The organism is Hyphomonas sp. UBA4505, assembly GCF_002388685.1.
Taxonomy (GTDB): Bacteria; Pseudomonadota; Alphaproteobacteria; order Caulobacterales; family Hyphomonadaceae; genus Hyphomonas.
This window is the reverse complement of the sequence record NZ_DGMZ01000012.1, coordinates 145,521-163,036: the sequence shown is the minus strand read 5'-3', so window position 1 is coordinate 163,036 and position 17,516 is coordinate 145,521. Positions and strand designations below refer to the sequence as shown.

The 17,516-nt window shown below is 58.8% G+C and carries 21 protein-coding genes; 19 read left to right on the top strand and 2 right to left on the bottom strand.

All coding sequences use genetic code 11. The features are described from left to right. The 18 genes from B3527_RS09870 (at nucleotide 1) to B3527_RS09785 (ending at nucleotide 14,220) form a co-directional block, all read left to right on the top strand. The gene (locus B3527_RS09870) at nucleotides 1-1,188 is read left to right on the top strand and encodes a DUF2336 domain-containing protein (RefSeq protein ID WP_290481202.1); all 1,188 of its coding nucleotides are present in this window, start codon (nucleotides 1-3) and stop codon (nucleotides 1,186-1,188) included. Nucleotides 1,189-1,283: 95 nt separating this feature from the next. Further along, the gene (locus B3527_RS09865; RefSeq protein ID WP_206991085.1) at nucleotides 1,284-1,772 is read left to right on the top strand and encodes a Na+/H+ antiporter subunit E; all 489 of its coding nucleotides are present in this window, start codon (nucleotides 1,284-1,286) and stop codon (nucleotides 1,770-1,772) included. Further along, complete coding sequence (locus B3527_RS09860) at nucleotides 1,769-2,062, top strand: monovalent cation/H+ antiporter complex subunit F (RefSeq protein WP_034811049.1); 294 nt, start codon at nucleotides 1,769-1,771, stop codon at nucleotides 2,060-2,062. The genes B3527_RS09865 and B3527_RS09860 overlap by 4 nt, the downstream gene beginning before the upstream one ends. After that, the gene (mnhG, locus tag B3527_RS09855) at nucleotides 2,055-2,426 is read left to right on the top strand and encodes a monovalent cation/H(+) antiporter subunit G (RefSeq protein ID WP_206991084.1); all 372 of its coding nucleotides are present in this window, start codon (nucleotides 2,055-2,057) and stop codon (nucleotides 2,424-2,426) included. The genes B3527_RS09860 and mnhG overlap by 8 nt, the downstream gene beginning before the upstream one ends. 5 nt (nucleotides 2,427-2,431) lie before the next feature. Further along, nucleotides 2,432-3,064, top strand: coding sequence for a DUF4040 domain-containing protein (locus B3527_RS09850; RefSeq protein WP_290479757.1), 633 nt, complete (start codon nucleotides 2,432-2,434; stop codon nucleotides 3,062-3,064). Beyond that, nucleotides 3,061-3,513, top strand: a complete 453-nt coding sequence (locus B3527_RS09845) for a Na(+)/H(+) antiporter subunit B (RefSeq protein WP_034811052.1) — start codon at nucleotides 3,061-3,063, stop codon at nucleotides 3,511-3,513. Before B3527_RS09850 ends, B3527_RS09845 begins: the two co-directional genes overlap by 4 nt. Before the next feature lie 4 nt (nucleotides 3,514-3,517). Next, nucleotides 3,518-4,033 carry a cation:proton antiporter subunit C gene (locus tag B3527_RS09840; RefSeq protein ID WP_034811054.1) on the top strand — a complete coding sequence of 172 codons (516 nt, stop codon included), beginning with the start codon at nucleotides 3,518-3,520 and terminating at the stop codon, nucleotides 4,031-4,033. Further along, nucleotides 4,030-5,559 (top strand): monovalent cation/H+ antiporter subunit D family protein, encoded by a 1,530-nt coding sequence (locus tag B3527_RS09835; protein ID WP_051607456.1) that lies wholly within the window; start codon nucleotides 4,030-4,032, stop codon nucleotides 5,557-5,559. The genes B3527_RS09840 and B3527_RS09835 overlap by 4 nt, the downstream gene beginning before the upstream one ends. Then, nucleotides 5,559-7,067: a proton-conducting transporter membrane subunit gene (locus B3527_RS09830; RefSeq protein WP_290479756.1), complete on the top strand. Its 1,509-nt coding sequence runs from the start codon at nucleotides 5,559-5,561 to the stop codon at nucleotides 7,065-7,067. The genes B3527_RS09835 and B3527_RS09830 overlap by 1 nt, the downstream gene beginning before the upstream one ends. Continuing rightward, on the top strand, nucleotides 7,064-7,510 hold the full coding sequence (locus B3527_RS09825) for a hypothetical protein (RefSeq protein ID WP_290479755.1): 447 nt from the start codon (nucleotides 7,064-7,066) through the stop codon (nucleotides 7,508-7,510). The genes B3527_RS09830 and B3527_RS09825 overlap by 4 nt, the downstream gene beginning before the upstream one ends. Further along, on the top strand, nucleotides 7,510-9,273 hold the full coding sequence (locus B3527_RS09820; RefSeq protein WP_206991080.1) for a Na(+)/H(+) antiporter subunit D: 1,764 nt from the start codon (nucleotides 7,510-7,512) through the stop codon (nucleotides 9,271-9,273). The genes B3527_RS09825 and B3527_RS09820 overlap by 1 nt, the downstream gene beginning before the upstream one ends. 161 nt (nucleotides 9,274-9,434) lie before the next feature. Continuing rightward, nucleotides 9,435-9,830 (top strand): MucR family transcriptional regulator, encoded by a 396-nt coding sequence (locus tag B3527_RS09815; RefSeq protein WP_290479754.1) that lies wholly within the window; start codon nucleotides 9,435-9,437, stop codon nucleotides 9,828-9,830. A gap of 142 nt (nucleotides 9,831-9,972) precedes the next feature. Then, nucleotides 9,973-10,476, top strand: a complete 504-nt coding sequence (locus B3527_RS09810) for a PAS domain-containing protein (protein ID WP_206991078.1) — start codon at nucleotides 9,973-9,975, stop codon at nucleotides 10,474-10,476. Nucleotides 10,477-10,697: 221 nt separating this feature from the next. Further along, nucleotides 10,698-11,696: an IS1595 family transposase gene (locus B3527_RS09805; RefSeq protein ID WP_290479753.1), complete on the top strand. Its 999-nt coding sequence runs from the start codon at nucleotides 10,698-10,700 to the stop codon at nucleotides 11,694-11,696. Nucleotides 11,697-11,922: 226 nt separating this feature from the next. Continuing rightward, a complete protein-coding gene (locus B3527_RS09800) occupies nucleotides 11,923-12,189 on the top strand; it encodes a hypothetical protein (RefSeq protein WP_290479752.1) in 267 nt (88 codons plus the stop codon). Between the two features lie 158 nt (nucleotides 12,190-12,347). Next, nucleotides 12,348-13,076, top strand: a complete 729-nt coding sequence (locus tag B3527_RS09795; RefSeq protein WP_290479751.1) for a hypothetical protein — start codon at nucleotides 12,348-12,350, stop codon at nucleotides 13,074-13,076. A gap of 136 nt (nucleotides 13,077-13,212) precedes the next feature. After that, nucleotides 13,213-13,557, top strand: a complete 345-nt coding sequence (locus B3527_RS09790) for a helix-turn-helix domain-containing protein (protein WP_051607459.1) — start codon at nucleotides 13,213-13,215, stop codon at nucleotides 13,555-13,557. A 3-nt stretch (nucleotides 13,558-13,560) separates the two neighbouring features. Then, on the top strand, nucleotides 13,561-14,220 hold the full coding sequence (locus B3527_RS09785; RefSeq protein WP_290479750.1) for a hypothetical protein: 660 nt from the start codon (nucleotides 13,561-13,563) through the stop codon (nucleotides 14,218-14,220). Here the strand turns inward: B3527_RS09785 and B3527_RS09780 are convergent. Both B3527_RS09780 and B3527_RS09775 read right to left on the bottom strand, forming a co-directional pair. Then, on the bottom strand, nucleotides 14,184-14,618 hold the full coding sequence (locus B3527_RS09780; RefSeq protein WP_206991076.1) for a SufE family protein: 435 nt from the start codon (nucleotides 14,616-14,618) through the stop codon (nucleotides 14,184-14,186). The genes B3527_RS09785 and B3527_RS09780 overlap by 37 nt on opposite strands. Before the next feature lie 89 nt (nucleotides 14,619-14,707). Beyond that, complete coding sequence (locus B3527_RS09775) at nucleotides 14,708-15,685, bottom strand: hypothetical protein (protein ID WP_034811067.1); 978 nt, start codon at nucleotides 15,683-15,685, stop codon at nucleotides 14,708-14,710. 119 nt (nucleotides 15,686-15,804) lie between these two features. On the opposite strand from B3527_RS09775, the gene B3527_RS09770 reads away from it, so the two are divergent. Then, nucleotides 15,805-17,448 (top strand): sensor histidine kinase, encoded by a 1,644-nt coding sequence (locus tag B3527_RS09770; RefSeq protein ID WP_290481203.1) that lies wholly within the window; start codon nucleotides 15,805-15,807, stop codon nucleotides 17,446-17,448. Nucleotides 17,449-17,516: the final 68 nt, after the last annotated feature.

Sequence of the window (17,516 nt, the reverse complement as noted above, 5' to 3'; positions counted from 1 at the left end):
TTGGAACCGCTGCAGATGCCACCGATCGGTCGCGCGCGGAACGCATTGTTCCGGCGATTGCTGGACCTTGTTGCCATGCCAGCGTCCCGATTGGCCCATCAGGACCGCCATATGGTGGGCGATATCCTGTTGGAAGTGTTGTTTCACGCCGAAGAAACCGATCGGGAAATGTGCGCCCGTCGCCTGTCGAACCACCGCGAAGCTCCGAAACGTGTCTTGCGCTATCTCGGCCAGTGCTCATTCCGCGTTGCGCAGCATGTGCTTGAGGAAAATGAGGGCTTCGATGCCTGCGACTTGCGGGAAATCTGCATGTCCGGGACCCAGGAACACCGAAAAGTCATTGCCGAGCGCAAGCTTGTGCCCGATTCGGTCTGTGAATATCTGGCGGAGTTCGCCGAAATTCCCGTCGTGAAGGTGATGCTGGCCAATAATGGCGCGATCATGCCCGAACAGGCGATCGACAAGCTGGTTGCCCGGTCGCGCGGGGACGAATCACTCTGCGCGCTTCTGGTTGAGCGACTGGAAACCAAACCGTCTCAAGCCATGGCCATGTTCTGGTGGAGCGACAGCACGACCCGCAGGAAAATTCTTCAACGCCATGCCGCCGATCGCCTGGAAGTAATCGACACCTGCCGCGACGTGTTTGAACTTGCCGCAGAAGAGAATTGGGCCGATCCGGTTACGCGCAAGGCAATTCAGCTGATCGAACGGCGCCAGCGCAATCGCGCGGCGATCGACAAGAGTCCCTATGACAGTCTCGAGGACGCGATCAACGCATCCGCGCTGGAGGGACTGGATTCCGAACTCGCGCAGGAAATCGGTTACCTCGCGGGCCTCAAGCCAGTGACGGCGGCAAAGATTCTGACGGACAAGGGTGGAGAGGGGATCGCGGTGCTGTGCAAGGGCACCGGGGTCAAGCGCGACTTTCTCCCCGTCCTGTGGGCGGGCTTGAAACGTGACCTGGAAACCGGAACGGGAGAGATCGATCCCGATTTTGCCCGCGTGGCCGAGATCTATGAAATCATGACCGTCGCCAAGGCGCAGACCACGCTGCGCTACTGGAACTGGTCGCTGTCTTCGGCTTTCTCTCCGAACGCTCTATCGTCCGCCATCGACGATGTGCCGGCCAATGAGGAAGCCAGCTTTTCCTCGCCGCAACGTACCGCGCGACTCGTTTTTGGCAGGTAGCGACACAAAACCATCCGAAAAGCACTTTCCAAGACGCGCGCAGGCCTTTAGGTCAGGGCGTTCATTGTATTGGGTCATCTATGAAAGGGGCGCGTGTGGCGTACTTTCTGGGGTTGCTGGTTGCACTGGTCGGCTTCTGGCTGGGCATGTCCGGCCATTACACACCTTTATTGCTGTCGCTGGGCGCTGTGTCAGTGGCTGTCTGCCTGATCCTGGCATACCGACTCGACATCATTGATCGTGAAGGCTCGCCGTATGTGCGCATTGTCGGGTTTGCGCTCTACTTCCCCTGGCTGATGAAAGAAATCGCGAAAGCGAACTGGACCGTGGTCAAGGCCTGTCTGAAAGCCGAAATGGACATAGCTCCGGCCCTGGTGAAGGTTAAGACCGCCTGTGAATCTGATCTCGCAAAAGTCACCTTCGCAAATTCGATCACGCTGACCCCGGGCACCGTCACCGTTGAGATTGAAGGTGACAAGATGCTGGTGCATGCCCTCTACGAACAGGAAGCCCAGCCCGAAGCGTTCGCCGAGATGGACCGCCGGTCTCGCCGCGCTGCCGATGGCAAGGGAGGCCCCGCATGACCGCTGCTGCCCTCATCGCCGTTCTGTTCGGCATGCTCCTCTTGTTGATTCGCGCCATTGCCGGTCCTACGCTGTATGATCGCGTGCTGGCCGTGAACTCATTCGGCACCAAGACCGTGCTGGCGCTCGGCCTGCTTGGCTTCGTAATGGGGCGCCCACAATTCCTCGACATCGCCATTCTCTACGCACTGATCAATTTCGTTTCGACGATCGCGATCCTGAAATTCTTCCGCTACCGGTCATTCCAGGTTCCACTGGTGCGTCGCGGACAGGGAGGTGGCAATGGCTGATTTCCTCGCAACGCTCGCAGCAGGGTGGGAAGTCATCCGGTTTCCGCTTGGCGCCGCGCTATGCCTGGCAGGCGGGCTGCTTTGCCTGATCGGCACCGTGGGCGTGCTGCGTTTTCCGGATTTCTACACCCGCCTTCATGCGGCCAGTATCACCGACACGTCTGGCGCGACGCTACTTTTGCTCGGCATGGCCATGATGGCGCCCGACTGGATGGTCGTCAGCAAACTGGGTGCGATCTTCATCTTCATCTATCTGACCAGCCCGGCATCGTCGCATGCTGCCGCAAATGCGGCGCATACAGCCGGCCTTCAGCCCCTGATCGGGCCGGTCGATACACATGACAAGGAAGGGCAGGATTCCTGATGGCCATGAGTGAACCAGATATCGGCTTGGCGCTGGTCAACATCGTCCTGCTCGGCCTCCTGTTTGTCGTGGCGATCGCCATTGCGCGCTTGCGCAGCCTGTTCGCCATCGTGATGCTGTCGGGCATCTATTCGCTGGTCTCGGCGGCTTGGTATGTCGCCGTGGATGCGGTGGATGTCGGCTTCACTGAGGCAGCCGTCGGCGCGGGCATGTCCACCGCGGTCCTGCTGGGTGCCATGCTGCTCACATCACGCACCGCGAAGCCGGAGAAATCCCTGCGCCAGCTCGGGCCTTTGCTCGTCTGCGTCGCCACCGGCATCATGCTGATCTATGCGACGGTCGATTTGCCAGCCGTGGGCGATCCGAACTCACCCGCCAATACCGGCGTCGGCCTCACCTATCTGCGGGTGGCCTGGTATGACACCGGCATCGAGAATGTCGTGACCCCGGTCCTCGGCAGCTATCGCGGGTTTGATACGCTGGGCGAGACGACGGTTGTGTTTGTGGCTGGTATTGCTGTTGCGCTCCTGCTCGGCTTCGGCGAGCGCTCGCTGGCCGAGACAATCCGCAATGAAGACAAGACCCTGCCCAAGGCCAGCAAGACACCTGAGGCAGAAGATGAGGAGACGGACTCATGAAGAGCGACCATCACGTCATCTTGCGGGTGATCACCAAAACGTTGATTCCGGTCATCGTTCTGTTCGGTTTGTACGTTCAGTTCCACGGTGATTTCGGACCCGGCGGCGGCTTTCAGGCCGGCGTGATCCTGGCCGTGGCGATCATTCTCTACGCGCTTGTCTTTGGGGTGCCGTCGGCCATGCGGGCCGTGCCGCCCGCCTTCACCCGCTCAGTCGCGGCAGTTGGTGTGCTGCTATATGCCGGCGTTGGTTTTTGGGCGCTGCTTCAGGGTGGGCAATATCTTGAATATCAAGCGCTTTTCGGCGAGGAGCCGGGTGGCCATCATGGCCAGCATGTCGGGATTATCCTGATTGAACTGGGCGTTCTGTTTGGTGTGTCCGGTGCGATGCTGACCATCTTTTACGCTTTCGCTGGCCGCGTGGCCGAAATCCGCGACGAGGACTGGTAGGCCGATGCTGCTATTCATTCTAGAGCGCGCAAACTATTGGGCGGTCATCGGGCTGATGATGATCGGCCTGTACATCACGTTTGCGTCCGGAAATCTGATCAAGCGGCTGGTGGGTCTGTCCCTGTTCCAGACATCTATCTGCCTGTTTTACGTGACCCTTGGCATTGTGGCCGGTGGCACCGCCCCGATCCTGATGGATCCTGACACATCTGGGGGTCATGGCGGCGGTCATGGCGAAGAAGTTCCTCACGCAGCGGTCGATGCCGTACTCACGGCGTCTGCTGGTGGCGACCGCGTGGCCGATCTGGTGCATACCTATTCCAACCCCTTGCCACACGTCTTGATGCTGACCGCAATTGTGGTGGGCGTCGCGACCCTGTCGGTCGGGCTCGCCCTGATCGTCCGCATTCGCGAAGCCTATGGCACAATCGAGGCAGATGAAGTGCGCGAGATCGACATGCAGACCGCCATCGCTCAGGAAGCCGAACAGGAAGCAGCTGAAAAAGAGGCACTGGCATGATCGACCTGCTTCTGGATACCGCGCCCCGCTGGGCGTTGCTTCACGCACCCGCACTATTGATCATGGTGCCGTTGTTCCTGGCGCCTCTGCTTGCAATCCTGCCAAGTGGTCGGCTGTCCTGGCTGATCAGTATTGCGGCCACAGTGTTTTCGCTGTTCTGCGCTCTGATCCTGGTGGGACAGGTGCAGGCTTCTCCGGTTGGCGTCGTCGGCTATGACGTTGGCAACTGGCCCATGCCCATCGGTATCACGCTTCGGGTTGATGCGCTCAATTCCATGATCCTGTTGCTGGTGGCTGCCATTGGTGTGCTGTCCACGATCTTTTCATGGCCGACGGTCAAGGCAGAGATCCCTGAGCGCAAGCACCCGCTGTTCTACTCCGCCTTTCTCGTCTGCTTTGCGGGCCTCAGCGGCGTTGCGATCACGGGAGATGCGTTCAACCTCTTCGTCTTCCTCGAAATTTCGTCGATTTCCACCTATGTGCTGGTCGCGCTGGGGGCGGGCCGGGATCGCCGCGCTCTTCCGGCCGCGTTCAACTACCTCATCATGGGTACGCTCGGCGCCAGCTTCTACATTATTGGTGTGGGCTTCCTCTATTCCGCCACGGGTACGCTGAACATCGCTCAAATTGCCGAAATGCTGCCTTCGCTGGCGGGCAATCGCAGTGTTGAGGCGGGCTTTGCGTTCATCATTGTCGGGCTCGGCCTGAAAGCAGCGGTCTGGCCGCTGCATCAATGGCTGCCAAACGCCTATGCCTACTCACCAAGCTTCGTGACCATGTTCCTGTCGGCTACGGCGACGAAGGTTGCGCTCTATGCGCTGATCCGGTTCCTGTTCACCGTGTTCCGTCCGGAATTCGCATTCGAGCAGGCGACTTTCACCTACTTGCTGATGCCGCTGGGCCTCGCTGCGATGATAACCTGCAGCTTCCAGGCGGTCTTCCAGACCGATGTGCGCCGGACGCTGGCTTACTCCTCTGTTGCGCAAGTCGGCTACATGATACTCGGCGTGTCCATCGGCACAGTTGCAGGCGTCAGTGCGGGCCTGTTCCACCTGCTGAACCATGCGATGATCAAGGGTGCACTCTTCATGGCAGTCGCTGGCGTAGTCCTGACATTCCAGGGCACGACCATTCGCGATTTCGCCGGCTTGGGACGCACAGCGCCCTGGACAATGACCGGCTTCGCGATCGCGGGGCTGTCATTGATCGGTGTGCCGCTGACCGCAGGCTTCCAGTCAAAGCTCCAGCTCGGCTACGCCCTGTTCGACCAAGGCATGTGGTGGGGCGTCGTTTTTGTCGTGTTCTCCAGTTTCCTGGCGGTGATCTATATGGGCCGCATTCTGGAGGCGATCTTCTTCCGGCCGCCGATCAATCCGCGCAAATCGCGCAAGGAAGCGCCGATCCTGTTGCTTGTGCCGCTTTGGATACTGGCCCTTGCAAACATCTATTTCGGTATCACGACCGAACTGCCGCTCGGACTGGCGCGTGACGCCGCTGCGGCCGCGTTCGGACTGGAGGCCTTCTGATGAACTCTGAGCTGTTGATCTGGGCCGCCCTGTGCCTGCCATTGCTGATTGCGATCGGCATTGCCGTGACGGGAGCGTTCTCGAACGTCCGTGAAGGCGTTACACTGGTCGGCGCGACCGCGCTGTTCGGTGTGGTCATCGCGCTTGCCATGAAGGTGGCAGGCGGCGAGGTGCCTGAACTCTATGTGGGGCAGGCTGCGCCGGGACTCGATTTCGCGTTCAAGCTGGAGCCGCTGGGTGCTTTGTTCGCACTGGTCGCCAGCGGCCTGTGGATCGTCAACTCGTTCTATTCCATCGGCTATATGCGTGGAAACCGCGAACGCAATCAGACGCGCTTCTACATTTGTTTCGCCATCGCCATATTCGGCGCGATGGGCGTCGCCATGTCGGCGAACCTGTTCACGCTGTTTGTGTTTTATGAAGTGCTGACCCTGTCGACCTATCCACTGGTGGCGCACAAAGGCGATGCGGCGGCCAAGCGCGGCGGGCGCATCTATTTGCTGACCCTGTTAGGCACATCCATCGGCCTGTTCCTGATGGCGGTCATGTGGACCTGGGCCCTGGCTGGCCAGAACCTGGATTTTGTTCAGGGTGGCCTGCTTGCCGGACGCAATCTCGATCCGGCCGTGGCCAGCGCCTTGCTCATCCTGTTTGCTTTCGGCATCGGCAAGGCGGCATTGATGCCGTTCCATTTCTGGCTGCCCAATGCGATGGTCGCACCAACGCCGGTTTCCGCCCTGTTGCACGCCGTCGCGGTTGTGAAGGCGGGCGTCTTCACCGTGATGAAAGTGTCGATCTACATTTTCGGTGAGGATTTGCTGAACGCGACGCCGGGCCGCGAATTCGTGCTCTGGGTAGCGTGCTTCACCATCATCGTCGCGTCGCTCGTCGCGATGACGAAAGACAATCTCAAGGCACGACTGGCCTATTCGACGATTGCACAGCTGTCCTACATCACGCTGGGGGCAATGCTGGCCACGCAGGCCGGATTCATGGGCGGAGCGTTGCAGATCGCCGCGCATGCAGTTGGCAAGATGACATTGTTCATGTGCGCTGGTGCCATCTATGTCGCCACCGGGCTGACGAACATATCCGACATGAGGGGCCTTGGCCGGAAGATGCCGATTGTCTTCATCGCTTTCTTCATTGCGACCCTGTCGATTATCGGCATCCCGCCGATGGCGGGGGCGTGGGCGAAATATGAGCTGATGCAGGGCGCGATCGACCGGGGCACAGGCTTTGTACCCTATGTCCTGATCATTTCGTCGCTATTGAACATTGCGTATCTGCTGCCGATCCCGATCCTGGCGCTGATGCCAACGCCGGGCACGCCGGAGCCGAAACCGTTCAAGCGACCGGATGGCGCACCATTCTTCACTGTGGCAGCACCGGTCGTGACGGCGGGCCTTTGTGTGGTCTTGTTCTTCCTTGTCGGGCCGTTGGCGGACTTCCTGTCGCCTGCGTTTGAAGCCCCGTCATCCCCTGCCTTCGCTGGAGGTCAGCCATGAGCGACGAAACGCCGAATGATACCCGCGATACCAGCGGACGCTTCGTGAAGCGCGCCGCAGAGAAGGCGCACCGTCTGCACACGCCGTCAGAAGACGGGGTGCATCCTGTGGCCAAGATCCTGTTCGGATGGACCGAGGCAAAAGTCGCTGGAACGGCGATCTTCTGGGGCATCGGCCTGCTCTCGGCCTTCCTGATTGTCATCGATCTGGCCGTTGATCGACACGAATATGTCCACATGGCCGAAGCGACCGGATTCTATGCGCTGTGGGGCTTTGCCGCTTTTGCTTTCGTTGTGCTGATGGGCTGGCCGCTGGGCCGGCTGCTGCGTCGCAGTGAAACCTATTATGGTGATCCGGGCGGTCCGCCGTCGGATATCGACCCGGATATACCGGCCGTGCCTGACGCTGCCCCGACCTATCCTGACGAAGGAGACAAGCACTGATGACTGGTTTGCTCTCCATGCTGAATCCCGGCTGGCTCCTGATTGCTGTCGGCCTTGGCGCCCTTTTCCTGCCTGTTCGCCGCGTGCGTCAGGGACTGACCATTGCCGCGCCCATCATTGCCATCCTGTTGATTTCGGTCGCGGATCGGAACGTGAATCTGTTGACCGGCCACGCGCTGGGTATCGAGATGATTCTCTATCGGGTCGACAATCTCAGCTACATTTTCGGCCTCGCATTCCTGCTCGCGGCGCTGTTGAACGCGATCTATGCGTGGCACACAGACGACCGTCTGCAGGACGGTATGTCGATTGCCTATGCAGGGGCCGCCGTCGCGGCGACCTTCTCGGGCGACATGATGACCCTGTTCGTGTTCTGGGAACTGACGGCCATTACATCGGTCTTCCTGATTCTGAGGGCAGGGACGCGCGCTGCTTATTTCGCCTCCATGCGGTATCTGGGCGTCCAGATTCTGTCCGGCGTCCTGCTGCTGGCTGGCATTGGCTATGTGTACCAGTCGCGCGGCGACCTTTCGATCTCGGCCTTTACCAGCCTGAATGAACCGGGCGCACTGCTCGTCTTCATTGCGCTGGGCATCAAGGCAGCCTTTCCCTTCCTGCACAACTGGCTGCAGGATTCCTATCCGAAGGCCACGGTGGTCGGCGCGGTTGTCCTGTCGGCCTTTACGACAAAGCTGGCCGTCTACGCTTTCGCGCGGATGTTCCCTGGCCATGACGCGTTGATCTGGATCGGCGCCGTGATGACCGTGTTCCCGGTCTTCTTCGCCGTTATCGAAAACGACCTGCGCAAGGTGTTGGCCTATTCGCTGAACAACCAGGTCGGCTTCATGATCTGTGCCATCGGCCTCGGCACCGCAGGGGTCGGCAATGCGCTCGCGCTCAACGGCGCATCGGCGCATGCCTTCTGCCACATCATCTACAAGGGCCTGCTATTCATGAGCATGGGCGCGGTGCTCTATCGCACCGGCACGACCAAGGCGTCTGAACTGGGCGGGCTCTACAAGTCCATGCCGTGGACGACGATCTTCTGTATCATTGGTGCAATGTCGATCTCGGCTTTCCCGCTCTTCTCGGGCTTTGCGGCCAAGTCGCTGACCATGAGCGCGGTGGGCAAGGAAGGCTACACAATCGTGTGGCTGATGCTTTTGTTCGCGTCGGCCGGTGTGCTGGAGCATTCGGGCATCAAGATTCCATATTTCGCCTTCTTCGGCCATGACAGCGGCAAGCGCGTGAAAGAAGCGCCCTTCAATATGCTGCTCGCCATGGGGCTCGCCTCCTTCATCTGTATTGCTGTGGGTGTGCCAGCGATTGTTCCGGGCTTCGGCTATGAGTGGCTCTACAATCTGCTGCCGTATCGCGAAGAGGCGATGGCATATCATCCGTTCACGCTGGATCATATATTGACCCAGATGCAATTGCTCGTGCTGGCCATCTTTGCCTTCGTGATGCTGAAGCGCCTTGGCTGGTACCCACCGGAAAAGCCGGGCGTCGTGCTCGACAGCGACTGGCTCTACCGCAAGGCAGGCTATGGCATGGCGACATGGACCGGTACGGTTTGGCAAAAGGTGGGGCCGGCCATGTCCGCCATCTTCTTCAAGCTGACCGGCCGGGCCTATGAGCGGATCGAGGATACATTCAGTCCAAGGGGCGAATTGGCCCGTGGAGGTCTTGCCAGCGGCATGGCGATCTGGACCGCAATCCTGCTTGGTTTTGTCCTGCTTCTGTCCTTCATAACGACCGGATAATCAGCTTTACGGCGAAATATAACATACCGGTGGTATGCGAGCTAATTCCGGATCGTGTAGTAATTACTGCGATTTATACGTGAGTCATTATCAATCTTAAGCTAATCCCGATTGGTTAATCGCAATGACGGGGATGCGAGATGGCTGATAGTGAGCATGCAATGACCGACAGGATTGAGTTCCTGGAGATGACAACGAGAATTGTTGCGGCCTATGTGAGCAACAATACGTTGCAAGCCGAAGAGCTGCCGCAACTCATCCGGCTGGTCCACTCATCGCTGGAAGGTGTGCGGGGGACCGACGAAATTTCGGAGCCACTCAAGCCTGCTGTATCTATCCGGAAATCCATTGGCGAGGAGTATCTGATCTGTCTGGAAGACGGATTGAAGTTCAAATCCCTGAAACGCCATCTGCGCACCAAATACGATATGACGCCCGAAGAATACCGCGAGAAGTGGGGGCTTCCGGGCGATTATCCAATGGTCGCGCCGGGTTATTCGAAGCAACGCTCAATGCTCGCCAAGCAAATGGGGCTCGGTAAGTCCGAGCGCGACTAGTATTCAAAACCGAATACTTTTGTTTCGGCATCGAAATGAAAGCATTTGGTAGGAATGGTTAAGAAAAAATCACCAGGACTCTTGATCCGCGACTCAACTCGCGCGATAGGTGATTCTATCGAATCACCTGGGGGTGACTGAAATGACCAAACAGAATGTCTTCAAAGGCGTAACCGATTCGCAGCAGAAGCTGATCGAATACTGGTGTGGCTTGCGCGATTCGCACGGTCTCGTGCGGCGCGAATCAATGGATCCGGGCCAGTTCCGCGCCATGCTCGCCAGTATCTCCATTGTGGAGTTCGATCGCTTCGGCACCGGGCGGTTTCGAATCGCTGGTTCCCGTCTGCGTGAGATTTTCGGTATGGAGGCCCGTGGCCGCCAGATCGAGGATGTCCTAGGCGACCATGGCGAAGCCTATTGCCTCGGCCTCGCTGCAGCGCTTGAGCGCGGCGCGCCTGTTGGCGGGATGATAGAACAGGAAGATGGTCGCATGCATGCTTGGACACGTTTGCCACTGGCCGGACCTGACGGTCAGCTGACTCAAGTGCTTTGCCATGATGAACTGGTGCGCGCCCGCCCAAAAAAGGGCCGTCCGGACCCGGCCGGCAAGGGCATCACCGGCAACCATGATCGCGCCGCCGCCTAGGCAGGCGAAGCGAACCAGGTTCAATAAAACGCAGAAACGGCGCGGCCCACAAGGCTGCGCCGTTTGCGTTCAGGGGGCCTATCCCCCAAAAACCTGTCGGTGCCCGCGCCGCAATCCCCAGGCATTGCGGGCATTCAACTTGTCGTAATAGGAAAGTTATCCTAATTATATACTTGACAAAGCATCGTTGAAATCATACATATTATTCAACGGAGCCAGTCATGACCAATCTAAATTCCCCAATTTTTCAATCCGAAGACGCCGCCCGCGAGCACCTTGAAGCTCAGCGTTGGCCTGATGGCGCTGTGTGCCCACATTGCGGCTGCACTGGCGAAGATCATGTCACGGCCATCAAGGGTGCCCGCGCTCGCCCATCGGCTTCCAATCCTGAAGGCGCTGAGCGCAAGGGCCTGTACCAGTGCAACGGCTGCCGTAAGCAGTTCACTGTCACCGTGGGCACCGTGTTCGAGCGCTCCAAGGTGCCGCTGAACAAGTGGCTTCTGGCAACCTACCTGCTGACCTCCTCCAAGAAGGGCATGTCAGCCCATCAACTGCACCGCACGATTGGCGTTACCTACAAGACCGCTTGGTTCATGTTCCACCGCATCCGCGAAGCCATGAAAGAGGACGGCACGTCCGGCCCTCTGGGTGGCAAAGGCAAGGTGATCGAGGCCGACGAAATGTACCACGGCAAGCGTGACGTGCCTTACAAGTCGCCTAACCGCAGAACGCCTTACACCAAGTCCGGCAAATCAGGCGGCGCGCAGAAGCGCGTTATCGTTGGCCTTATCGAGCGCGGCGGCCAGACCCGCACCTTTCATGTGAACGTAGCCACCAAGAAAACCGTTCGTGAGATCCTCGTGAAGAATGCAGACCGCAAGTCGCGCCTGCACACCGATGAATCTCGCCTCTACACAACGACAGGCCAAGAGTTTGCCCGTCACCAGACCACCAATCACTCCGCTGGCGAGTATGCCCGTGGCGACGTGAACTCAAACTCAATCGAGAATGTGTTCTCCATCTTCAAGCGCGGCATGATTGGCGTGTACCAGCATTGCGGGGAAGCCCACCTGCAACGCTACCTGACTGAGTTTGACTTCCGTTATAACCGCCGCACCAAGCTGGGCTTTACGGATGAGGATCGCCACAACGCGCTTCTCAAAATGGTTGCAGGCAAGCGCCTGACCTATCGGCGGACTGGTGAAGCCGCGCTCGCATAAGCAGCGCGTTAGGCGCTTTAAGCGCTGGTACTACTCCAAGAACAAAAGTGAACGCTAAGGATCGACTCTCGGTTGAGAATCGGTTCTCATAAGTTGCCCCCGAATCTCGGTTCAGGAGAGACGGGGGCGAGTGTTCAACCGCGTAGAGTAGCGATTGGCTGTGATCACCCCTTTAGAATAAGGATTCGGGACTCGCGGTCAATCATCTTCATAGATGGAGACCTGTATGGCTTATTTTATGATCAATTACGATCTCGAAAAAAGCAAAGACTACCAGAAACTTATCACAGAGCTGGAGCGGCTTGGTGCCGCTAAGGCGGCGCTTTCCTCATGGTTTGTTGAATTGGACAATACGACATCGGAGGTGCGAGATCACCTGAGTGGATTTGTAGATGACGATGACATACTCATTGTCACAGCATTCATAACCAAACCCAGATACACCAGAATGAAGACGCCGGGCCACAATTGGCTCAACGACCGCTTCAATTAGGGCCGCTCAAACCATCTGGGGCCGGCGGGAGCTTTCGCATTGGCTTCGGTTCCAACCTAACCGCTCGCCCCTTCTTCATCTCCTCATGCGGCTTTGGCTTTGCGTCCATCATCCGCTTGAGGGTGTCGTTGAATTTCTTGTCTTCTTTGGAGCGGTGCATGTCTGCAGACCTTTTTCATATCAGAGCAAAATTAGATTGGGCAGAATCCCAGTTCCCATTCATCCTCGCTAAATTTGAACTGTTCCTCAAATCCAAACCGTACACCGTGTGGACCGAAGAAGATGCCGATGCAGGATGGAGTGTCGCAAAGATGAGATACGACAAGCCCTTTCCGCACGACATCGCTATCGACAACGGAAACGTCCTCTACCAGATAAGGTCGGCACTCGACCAGCTCACCAGTGTTTTGGCCGTAAGGAATGGAGCCACAAACACAAAAGGTACGTCGTTCCCCATCTGCTCGACCAGAGAAGCATACTTCAATGTCGGAAAAGTTAGCGGGCGTAAAAAAGTAACAAAGCTCTCCGTCCGGGATCAGGAACGGATCGAAGAACTCCAGCCTTACAATACTGGGGACAACCGTTTGCTTTCGCTCAATTCCCTCGGAGTTATCGACAAGCACAATCGGCCACTCGCCGCTAGTGCGGTCATCGCCTCCCTCGGCATTATTCGCGGGGTCGGTGACTTCCATGTGGAAACTCAGACTTGGGCGCGCCTTAATAACGAGTCGGTACTCATGAGGGTCTCGCCTGGATCTAAGGTGGAGTTCAACACGACCTTCACGGTAGGCTTCAAGGAGATTGGGAACGATGACCGGAAGTCTTTTGTTCGAACTATGCGAGACACCCTGCACGCCGCCAGAGAATGCGTCGAAAATTTTTCCTGAAAGCACCGGCCTGTCGGCCATGAGGGTTATCCTGTCTCCCGACTCAGCGCAAGCTTTGTCAGGTATATAATTAGGAAAGTTATCCTACACCTCGAGAAAGCGGGTAGTCTGATGCCTGTCATCACAGGAGATAGACATGCAGGATTTCGATCCCCAGAAAGACGAGGACAGAGCGTATCTCGCCGCTGCACTGACAGCGTACGCGTTGGGCCTGAAGACTGAAGCGATCCTCAGTCGCCAACGCCGTTCCCCTGCAGAAGCGCGTGGCCGCCAGATTGCCATGTATCTGTTGCGCACGGCGCTGGGCATGAGCCTCAGCCGCGTGGCCCGCGCCTTCAACCGTGATCGCACCACGGTCGCCTATGGCTGCAACCTCATCGAGGATTGCCGCGATGATCCGGATTTCGATGTCTGGATCGAGCAATTGGCCGTCGGCCTGTCGAGCGTGGTCGTGCTCGATGGCGCTGCGATGGCGGTCTAGGCAATGACTATGCGGAGGATCCTGACCGAGTATCGGTTGCGGACGGTGCTGACGCATGGTGGCATGGTTGCGCCGGTGCGGCAGACATATCTGGCCTATCGCGGCCCGGACACACGGCGACAAGTCGCCGGTTGGGTGTCGCCGCACATTATCGCGCGGCTGAAGGCCGACGCGTGCCTTCGGGCGCAGGTCGCGTTTCCGGACAGGTTGGCCGCCGGACCCACACTGATGGTTGAGTGGGATTCGCGTGCAACCTCCCGGCCGTCAGACTGGCTGAATGTGCGCGCGGATTGTCGACATGGATTGATGGTTGAGTTGGTTGCCGACACGCATGCGCCGGAAGTGATCCGACAAAGTGCGGCGGCGGGGCGCTACCGGGATGAGTTCATTCGCGCCAGCCAACCGGCTTCCGCTCGCGCACGCCCGGTCTTTGACAAATCCACACACCAGCGCGCGTCAGATCGTTTGGCCGAGCTGGAAACGGAGATGGGTGTGCTGGCCATGCGACAGCTGGAGGATTTGCTGATCGACCGGGCAACTGTCACAGCGCTGACGGCGCGGTGGCGCATGAAAGCCGAAGATGTGAAACAGGTTGCGCAGGAGGCGCTTGCCCAATTGGCCGTGGCCTACGAGCTTTCGCGAGTGGTCGACAGCCCGGCCTGAGCATCATGGCGAATGCGTTCCAGCATGGAGGCGAGGCCGTTCGAGCGTTGAGCCGTGAGCGCGCCGCTGACGCCGATCTCGTCCAGCAGCGCCTTGGCGTCAAATCCGTTGATTTCTTCCAGCTGCGCGCCGGAATAGAGCCGGACCAGCAAGGCGATCAGACCGGATACGATCATCGCGTCGGATTCTGCCCGCACCTTCATGCGACCGTCCTCAAGATCGGTCACCATCCAGACCTGTGACGCACAGCCACGCACCCGCGTCTCTTCGGTGCGCTCTTCCGGCTCTAGCGCGGGGTTCGCCTTACCCAGATCGATGATGTGCGCATAGCGCGCTTCCCAATCGTCGAGCCAGGAAAACTCTTCACGGATTTCATCAGCAGTTTCAGCAATGGTCATGACCGCCAGATGGGGCATCTTCTCTAAAAAAGAAACCCCCGGTACCGATTGTGGTGCCGGGGGCGAGAGAGAGACTTGTTTGCTGGGGCTTATTGGTAGACGCCGCCAATGCATTGTCCGACGTCGGCGAGCGCGTGCTCCCCAATGCAGAACGGAACTTCATATTGCTGGTTCGCTGCAGCAACACATTGCTGCAGGTTCAGGTTTGCCATGTTCAGGCAACCGCGGGTTTCGCGCTCAGCCATGGCGGAGTTTACCTGGCTGGACGAGGCGGCCGTCTGGCCGAGGATGCGGTAGGCCGCAAGCGTGGCGATCTGGTCGGCCACAGGCTCCTTGCCGTACTGCACACGCTTTTTCTTGGACAGGCCAAGGCCGCTGGTGACGGCGGCCGGGAAGCGAATCGCGTCAGCTGCACCGGAGACATTGTCCCACAGCGATGGCGCGCCGGAACGTCCGGCACCGGCCAGGATGCTGTCTATGTCAGAGGCCGAGAAGGCGGAGATCAGCTGGCCGCGGGCGGGCGTGCCGACCGTCTGGATGCTGTTCAGTCGTGTCGCTTTTGCGCCGGAGTTTCCGATCTTGGCTTTCGCCCAGCCGGAGCCTTGCAGGCTGTAGGCTTGTTCTTTCACATAGGCCGCCGTGGCGCTGAGGCGCTGGCTGTCGGCTTCTGTTGCGGCGAGCGATGAGCTGACCGCATTGTCGCCGCCACTGAGCTGGCGTGCATAGCGCACATCATTCTTCAGGCCGGTCAGCAGCGCGTCGTTGCCGTAGAAACTTGCAATGTCGCGAACAGCGGCCCGGTATTCAGGGTCCTGTGAGGCGATCAAGGCGGAATAGGAGATCCACCCCTTCGACAATTGGTCGGGATTGTGCCCGCCCAGAGAGTTCAGGGCGTGGTCGATGTCTTTGGCGGAGGCGAAAGGTTTCTCTTTCACATCCGTGACATCGGACTGGTATGTCCCATATACGGCGGCCGATTCCGAAATCGGGTCCCCTGACTGCGCTGATGCCCCCATGGCCAAGCCAAGGGCAACCACTGCAGTACCGATCATTCTGATGGATTTCATGTGCTACTTCTCCCTCACGCGTCACGCGACAGTGTTGCATGAACTTCCCCCCATGGGGAACCTCACCTTGCCTGCTGCACACATTACAAATACAGCAAAGTATGCGTGACACAGGCAGAATGCCTAAGGAATCTCACCGGGGTGTTAACGACTTGCCCGAACTGATGCGAAAGAGATTACAGTTCATCCATCTTGTCTGGCTCGTCCTGACAGTGGCACTGGGGATCTCAGCGTTAATAGGCGGGCTTGCCGATAACGCGCTCCTGGCCGGACTTGGCCTCGCTGCGCTTCCGGGTGTGGTGGGGGCAGCGCTGTTGCATTCCAAAATACGCGCTGAGGATCTCATCGGGCCATTTCTGGTGATCGGTTGGACACTGTTGGCCATGCTCGGTATCGCCTCGACCGGTGCGGCCTTGTCGCCTTTGACCATATTGTTTGCCATCGCACCGCTGACGGCGATGAATCTGGGTAAGCCCGGCATGGCGGCCGAAGCTGCCATTTTCGGGGCGTTCGCCTTCCTTGCCACCGCCGTCATGGTGCGGCTCGGCCTGTTGCCGCCCACCAATCCGGAAAGCGCGTATCAGGTGCCGGCCATGTTGCTGGCTTTTGCAGGTCTGGTCATGATCGGATTGCTGGCCTGGACGTTCCTGAAGGCTCGCGAGGAAGAAGCTGCAATGCCAGCAGAGACGACGACGGAGATGGTGACAATCCGACAGGATGTGGGCCTGCCGGAAGAGTCCGGCCTGTTGCTGCTGGATGTGTCTGAGTTTGGTCGTATCCGAACGCTCAGCGGCGACTTGTTGGGCCTGGACAATGTGAGGGCAGGCGGCTTGCTCGCGAACCTGCTGCAGGACGAAAAGGAAGTCAGCCTGTTGAAGCCCGCCAATGGCCGCACGCATGGCGAAGTCACCCTGAGCAATGGGCGCGAGGTGGCATTCGTCGCGGAAGCCCATGAGGCCGGTGCGGTGCTGGTGCTGCGGGACCTGACTGAGGCGCGGGCGATGACGCTGGATACACGTGCCAGACTGGAAGAGGCTGAAGCGCGCCTGAAAGGTCGGACGGCCTTTTTCGCGTCCCTTGGCCATGAACTGAAAACCCCGCTCAATGCCATTCTTGGCTATGCCGACATGATGCGGGCCGGCATTCGCGGGCCGATGCCTGAGCCCTACAAGGACTATCCGGAAATCATTCATGAGAGCGGACAGGACCTGCTCTTGCTGGTCGATGATATTCTGGACCTCGCGAAGGCCGAGGCCGACCGTCAGCGGCTGGAGCCGGAGCCGGTAGACCTGACGGCGTCTGCGCAATCCATCCTGAGACAGCTCGACAACCAGGCTGAACGTGCTGGCGTCAAACTGAAACTGAAGGCAACCAGCGAAGTCTGGGCGGAAGCTGATGCGCGCGCCGTGCGCCAGATCTGGCAGAACCTCGTTTCCAATGCGATCAAGTACTCCTCTTCCGGCGGCACGGTCACGCTGGATGCGCGCGACGAAGGAAATGCGACCGTGCTGAGCGTCACCGACAAGGGCGCAGGTATGTCATCGGAAGATGTCCGCCGTGTGCTTGAGCCATTCTCTCAAGGCAGCAATTCCAAAGGTCGTCAGGGCACCGGGCTGGGTCTTGCCGTGGTGAATTCCTTCGCCCAGTTGCATGGCGGTCAGGTCGTGATCGACTCCGCGCCCGGCAAGGGCACCAAGGTCGAAGTGAGCCTGCCACGCGCCAACCCGGCCGACATCCAGCCTATGGAAGACGCCGCACAGTAAGCTAGCCGCTTTCCGGATTGGCCTGAACGCGTCTATGAAGCTTCCCATCCGCAACAACCGGGCAGGCG

Coding starts and splice junctions, on each gene's coding strand:
- B3527_RS09860 (WP_034811049.1), top strand. CDS start 1,769: ATGACCGCTGCTGCCCTCATCGCCGTTCTGTTCGGCATGCTCCTCTTG.
- mnhG (WP_206991084.1), top strand. CDS start 2,055: ATGGCTGATTTCCTCGCAACGCTCGCAGCAGGGTGGGAAGTCATCCGG.
- B3527_RS09850 (WP_290479757.1), top strand. CDS start 2,432: ATGAGTGAACCAGATATCGGCTTGGCGCTGGTCAACATCGTCCTGCTC.
- B3527_RS09845 (WP_034811052.1), top strand. CDS start 3,061: ATGAAGAGCGACCATCACGTCATCTTGCGGGTGATCACCAAAACGTTG.
- B3527_RS09840 (WP_034811054.1), top strand. CDS start 3,518: ATGCTGCTATTCATTCTAGAGCGCGCAAACTATTGGGCGGTCATCGGG.
- B3527_RS09835 (WP_051607456.1), top strand. CDS start 4,030: ATGATCGACCTGCTTCTGGATACCGCGCCCCGCTGGGCGTTGCTTCAC.
- B3527_RS09830 (WP_290479756.1), top strand. CDS start 5,559: ATGAACTCTGAGCTGTTGATCTGGGCCGCCCTGTGCCTGCCATTGCTG.
- B3527_RS09825 (WP_290479755.1), top strand. CDS start 7,064: ATGAGCGACGAAACGCCGAATGATACCCGCGATACCAGCGGACGCTTC.
- B3527_RS09820 (WP_206991080.1), top strand. CDS start 7,510: ATGACTGGTTTGCTCTCCATGCTGAATCCCGGCTGGCTCCTGATTGCT.
- B3527_RS09815 (WP_290479754.1), top strand. CDS start 9,435: ATGACCGACAGGATTGAGTTCCTGGAGATGACAACGAGAATTGTTGCG.
- B3527_RS09810 (WP_206991078.1), top strand. CDS start 9,973: ATGACCAAACAGAATGTCTTCAAAGGCGTAACCGATTCGCAGCAGAAG.
- B3527_RS09805 (WP_290479753.1), top strand. CDS start 10,698: ATGACCAATCTAAATTCCCCAATTTTTCAATCCGAAGACGCCGCCCGC.
- B3527_RS09800 (WP_290479752.1), top strand. CDS start 11,923: ATGGCTTATTTTATGATCAATTACGATCTCGAAAAAAGCAAAGACTAC.
- B3527_RS09795 (WP_290479751.1), top strand. CDS start 12,348: ATGTCTGCAGACCTTTTTCATATCAGAGCAAAATTAGATTGGGCAGAA.
- B3527_RS09790 (WP_051607459.1), top strand. CDS start 13,213: ATGCAGGATTTCGATCCCCAGAAAGACGAGGACAGAGCGTATCTCGCC.
- B3527_RS09785 (WP_290479750.1), top strand. CDS start 13,561: ATGACTATGCGGAGGATCCTGACCGAGTATCGGTTGCGGACGGTGCTG.
- B3527_RS09780 (WP_206991076.1), bottom strand. CDS start 14,618: ATGACCATTGCTGAAACTGCTGATGAAATCCGTGAAGAGTTTTCCTGG.
- B3527_RS09775 (WP_034811067.1), bottom strand. CDS start 15,685: ATGAAATCCATCAGAATGATCGGTACTGCAGTGGTTGCCCTTGGCTTG.
- B3527_RS09770 (WP_290481203.1), top strand. CDS start 15,805: ATGCCTAAGGAATCTCACCGGGGTGTTAACGACTTGCCCGAACTGATG.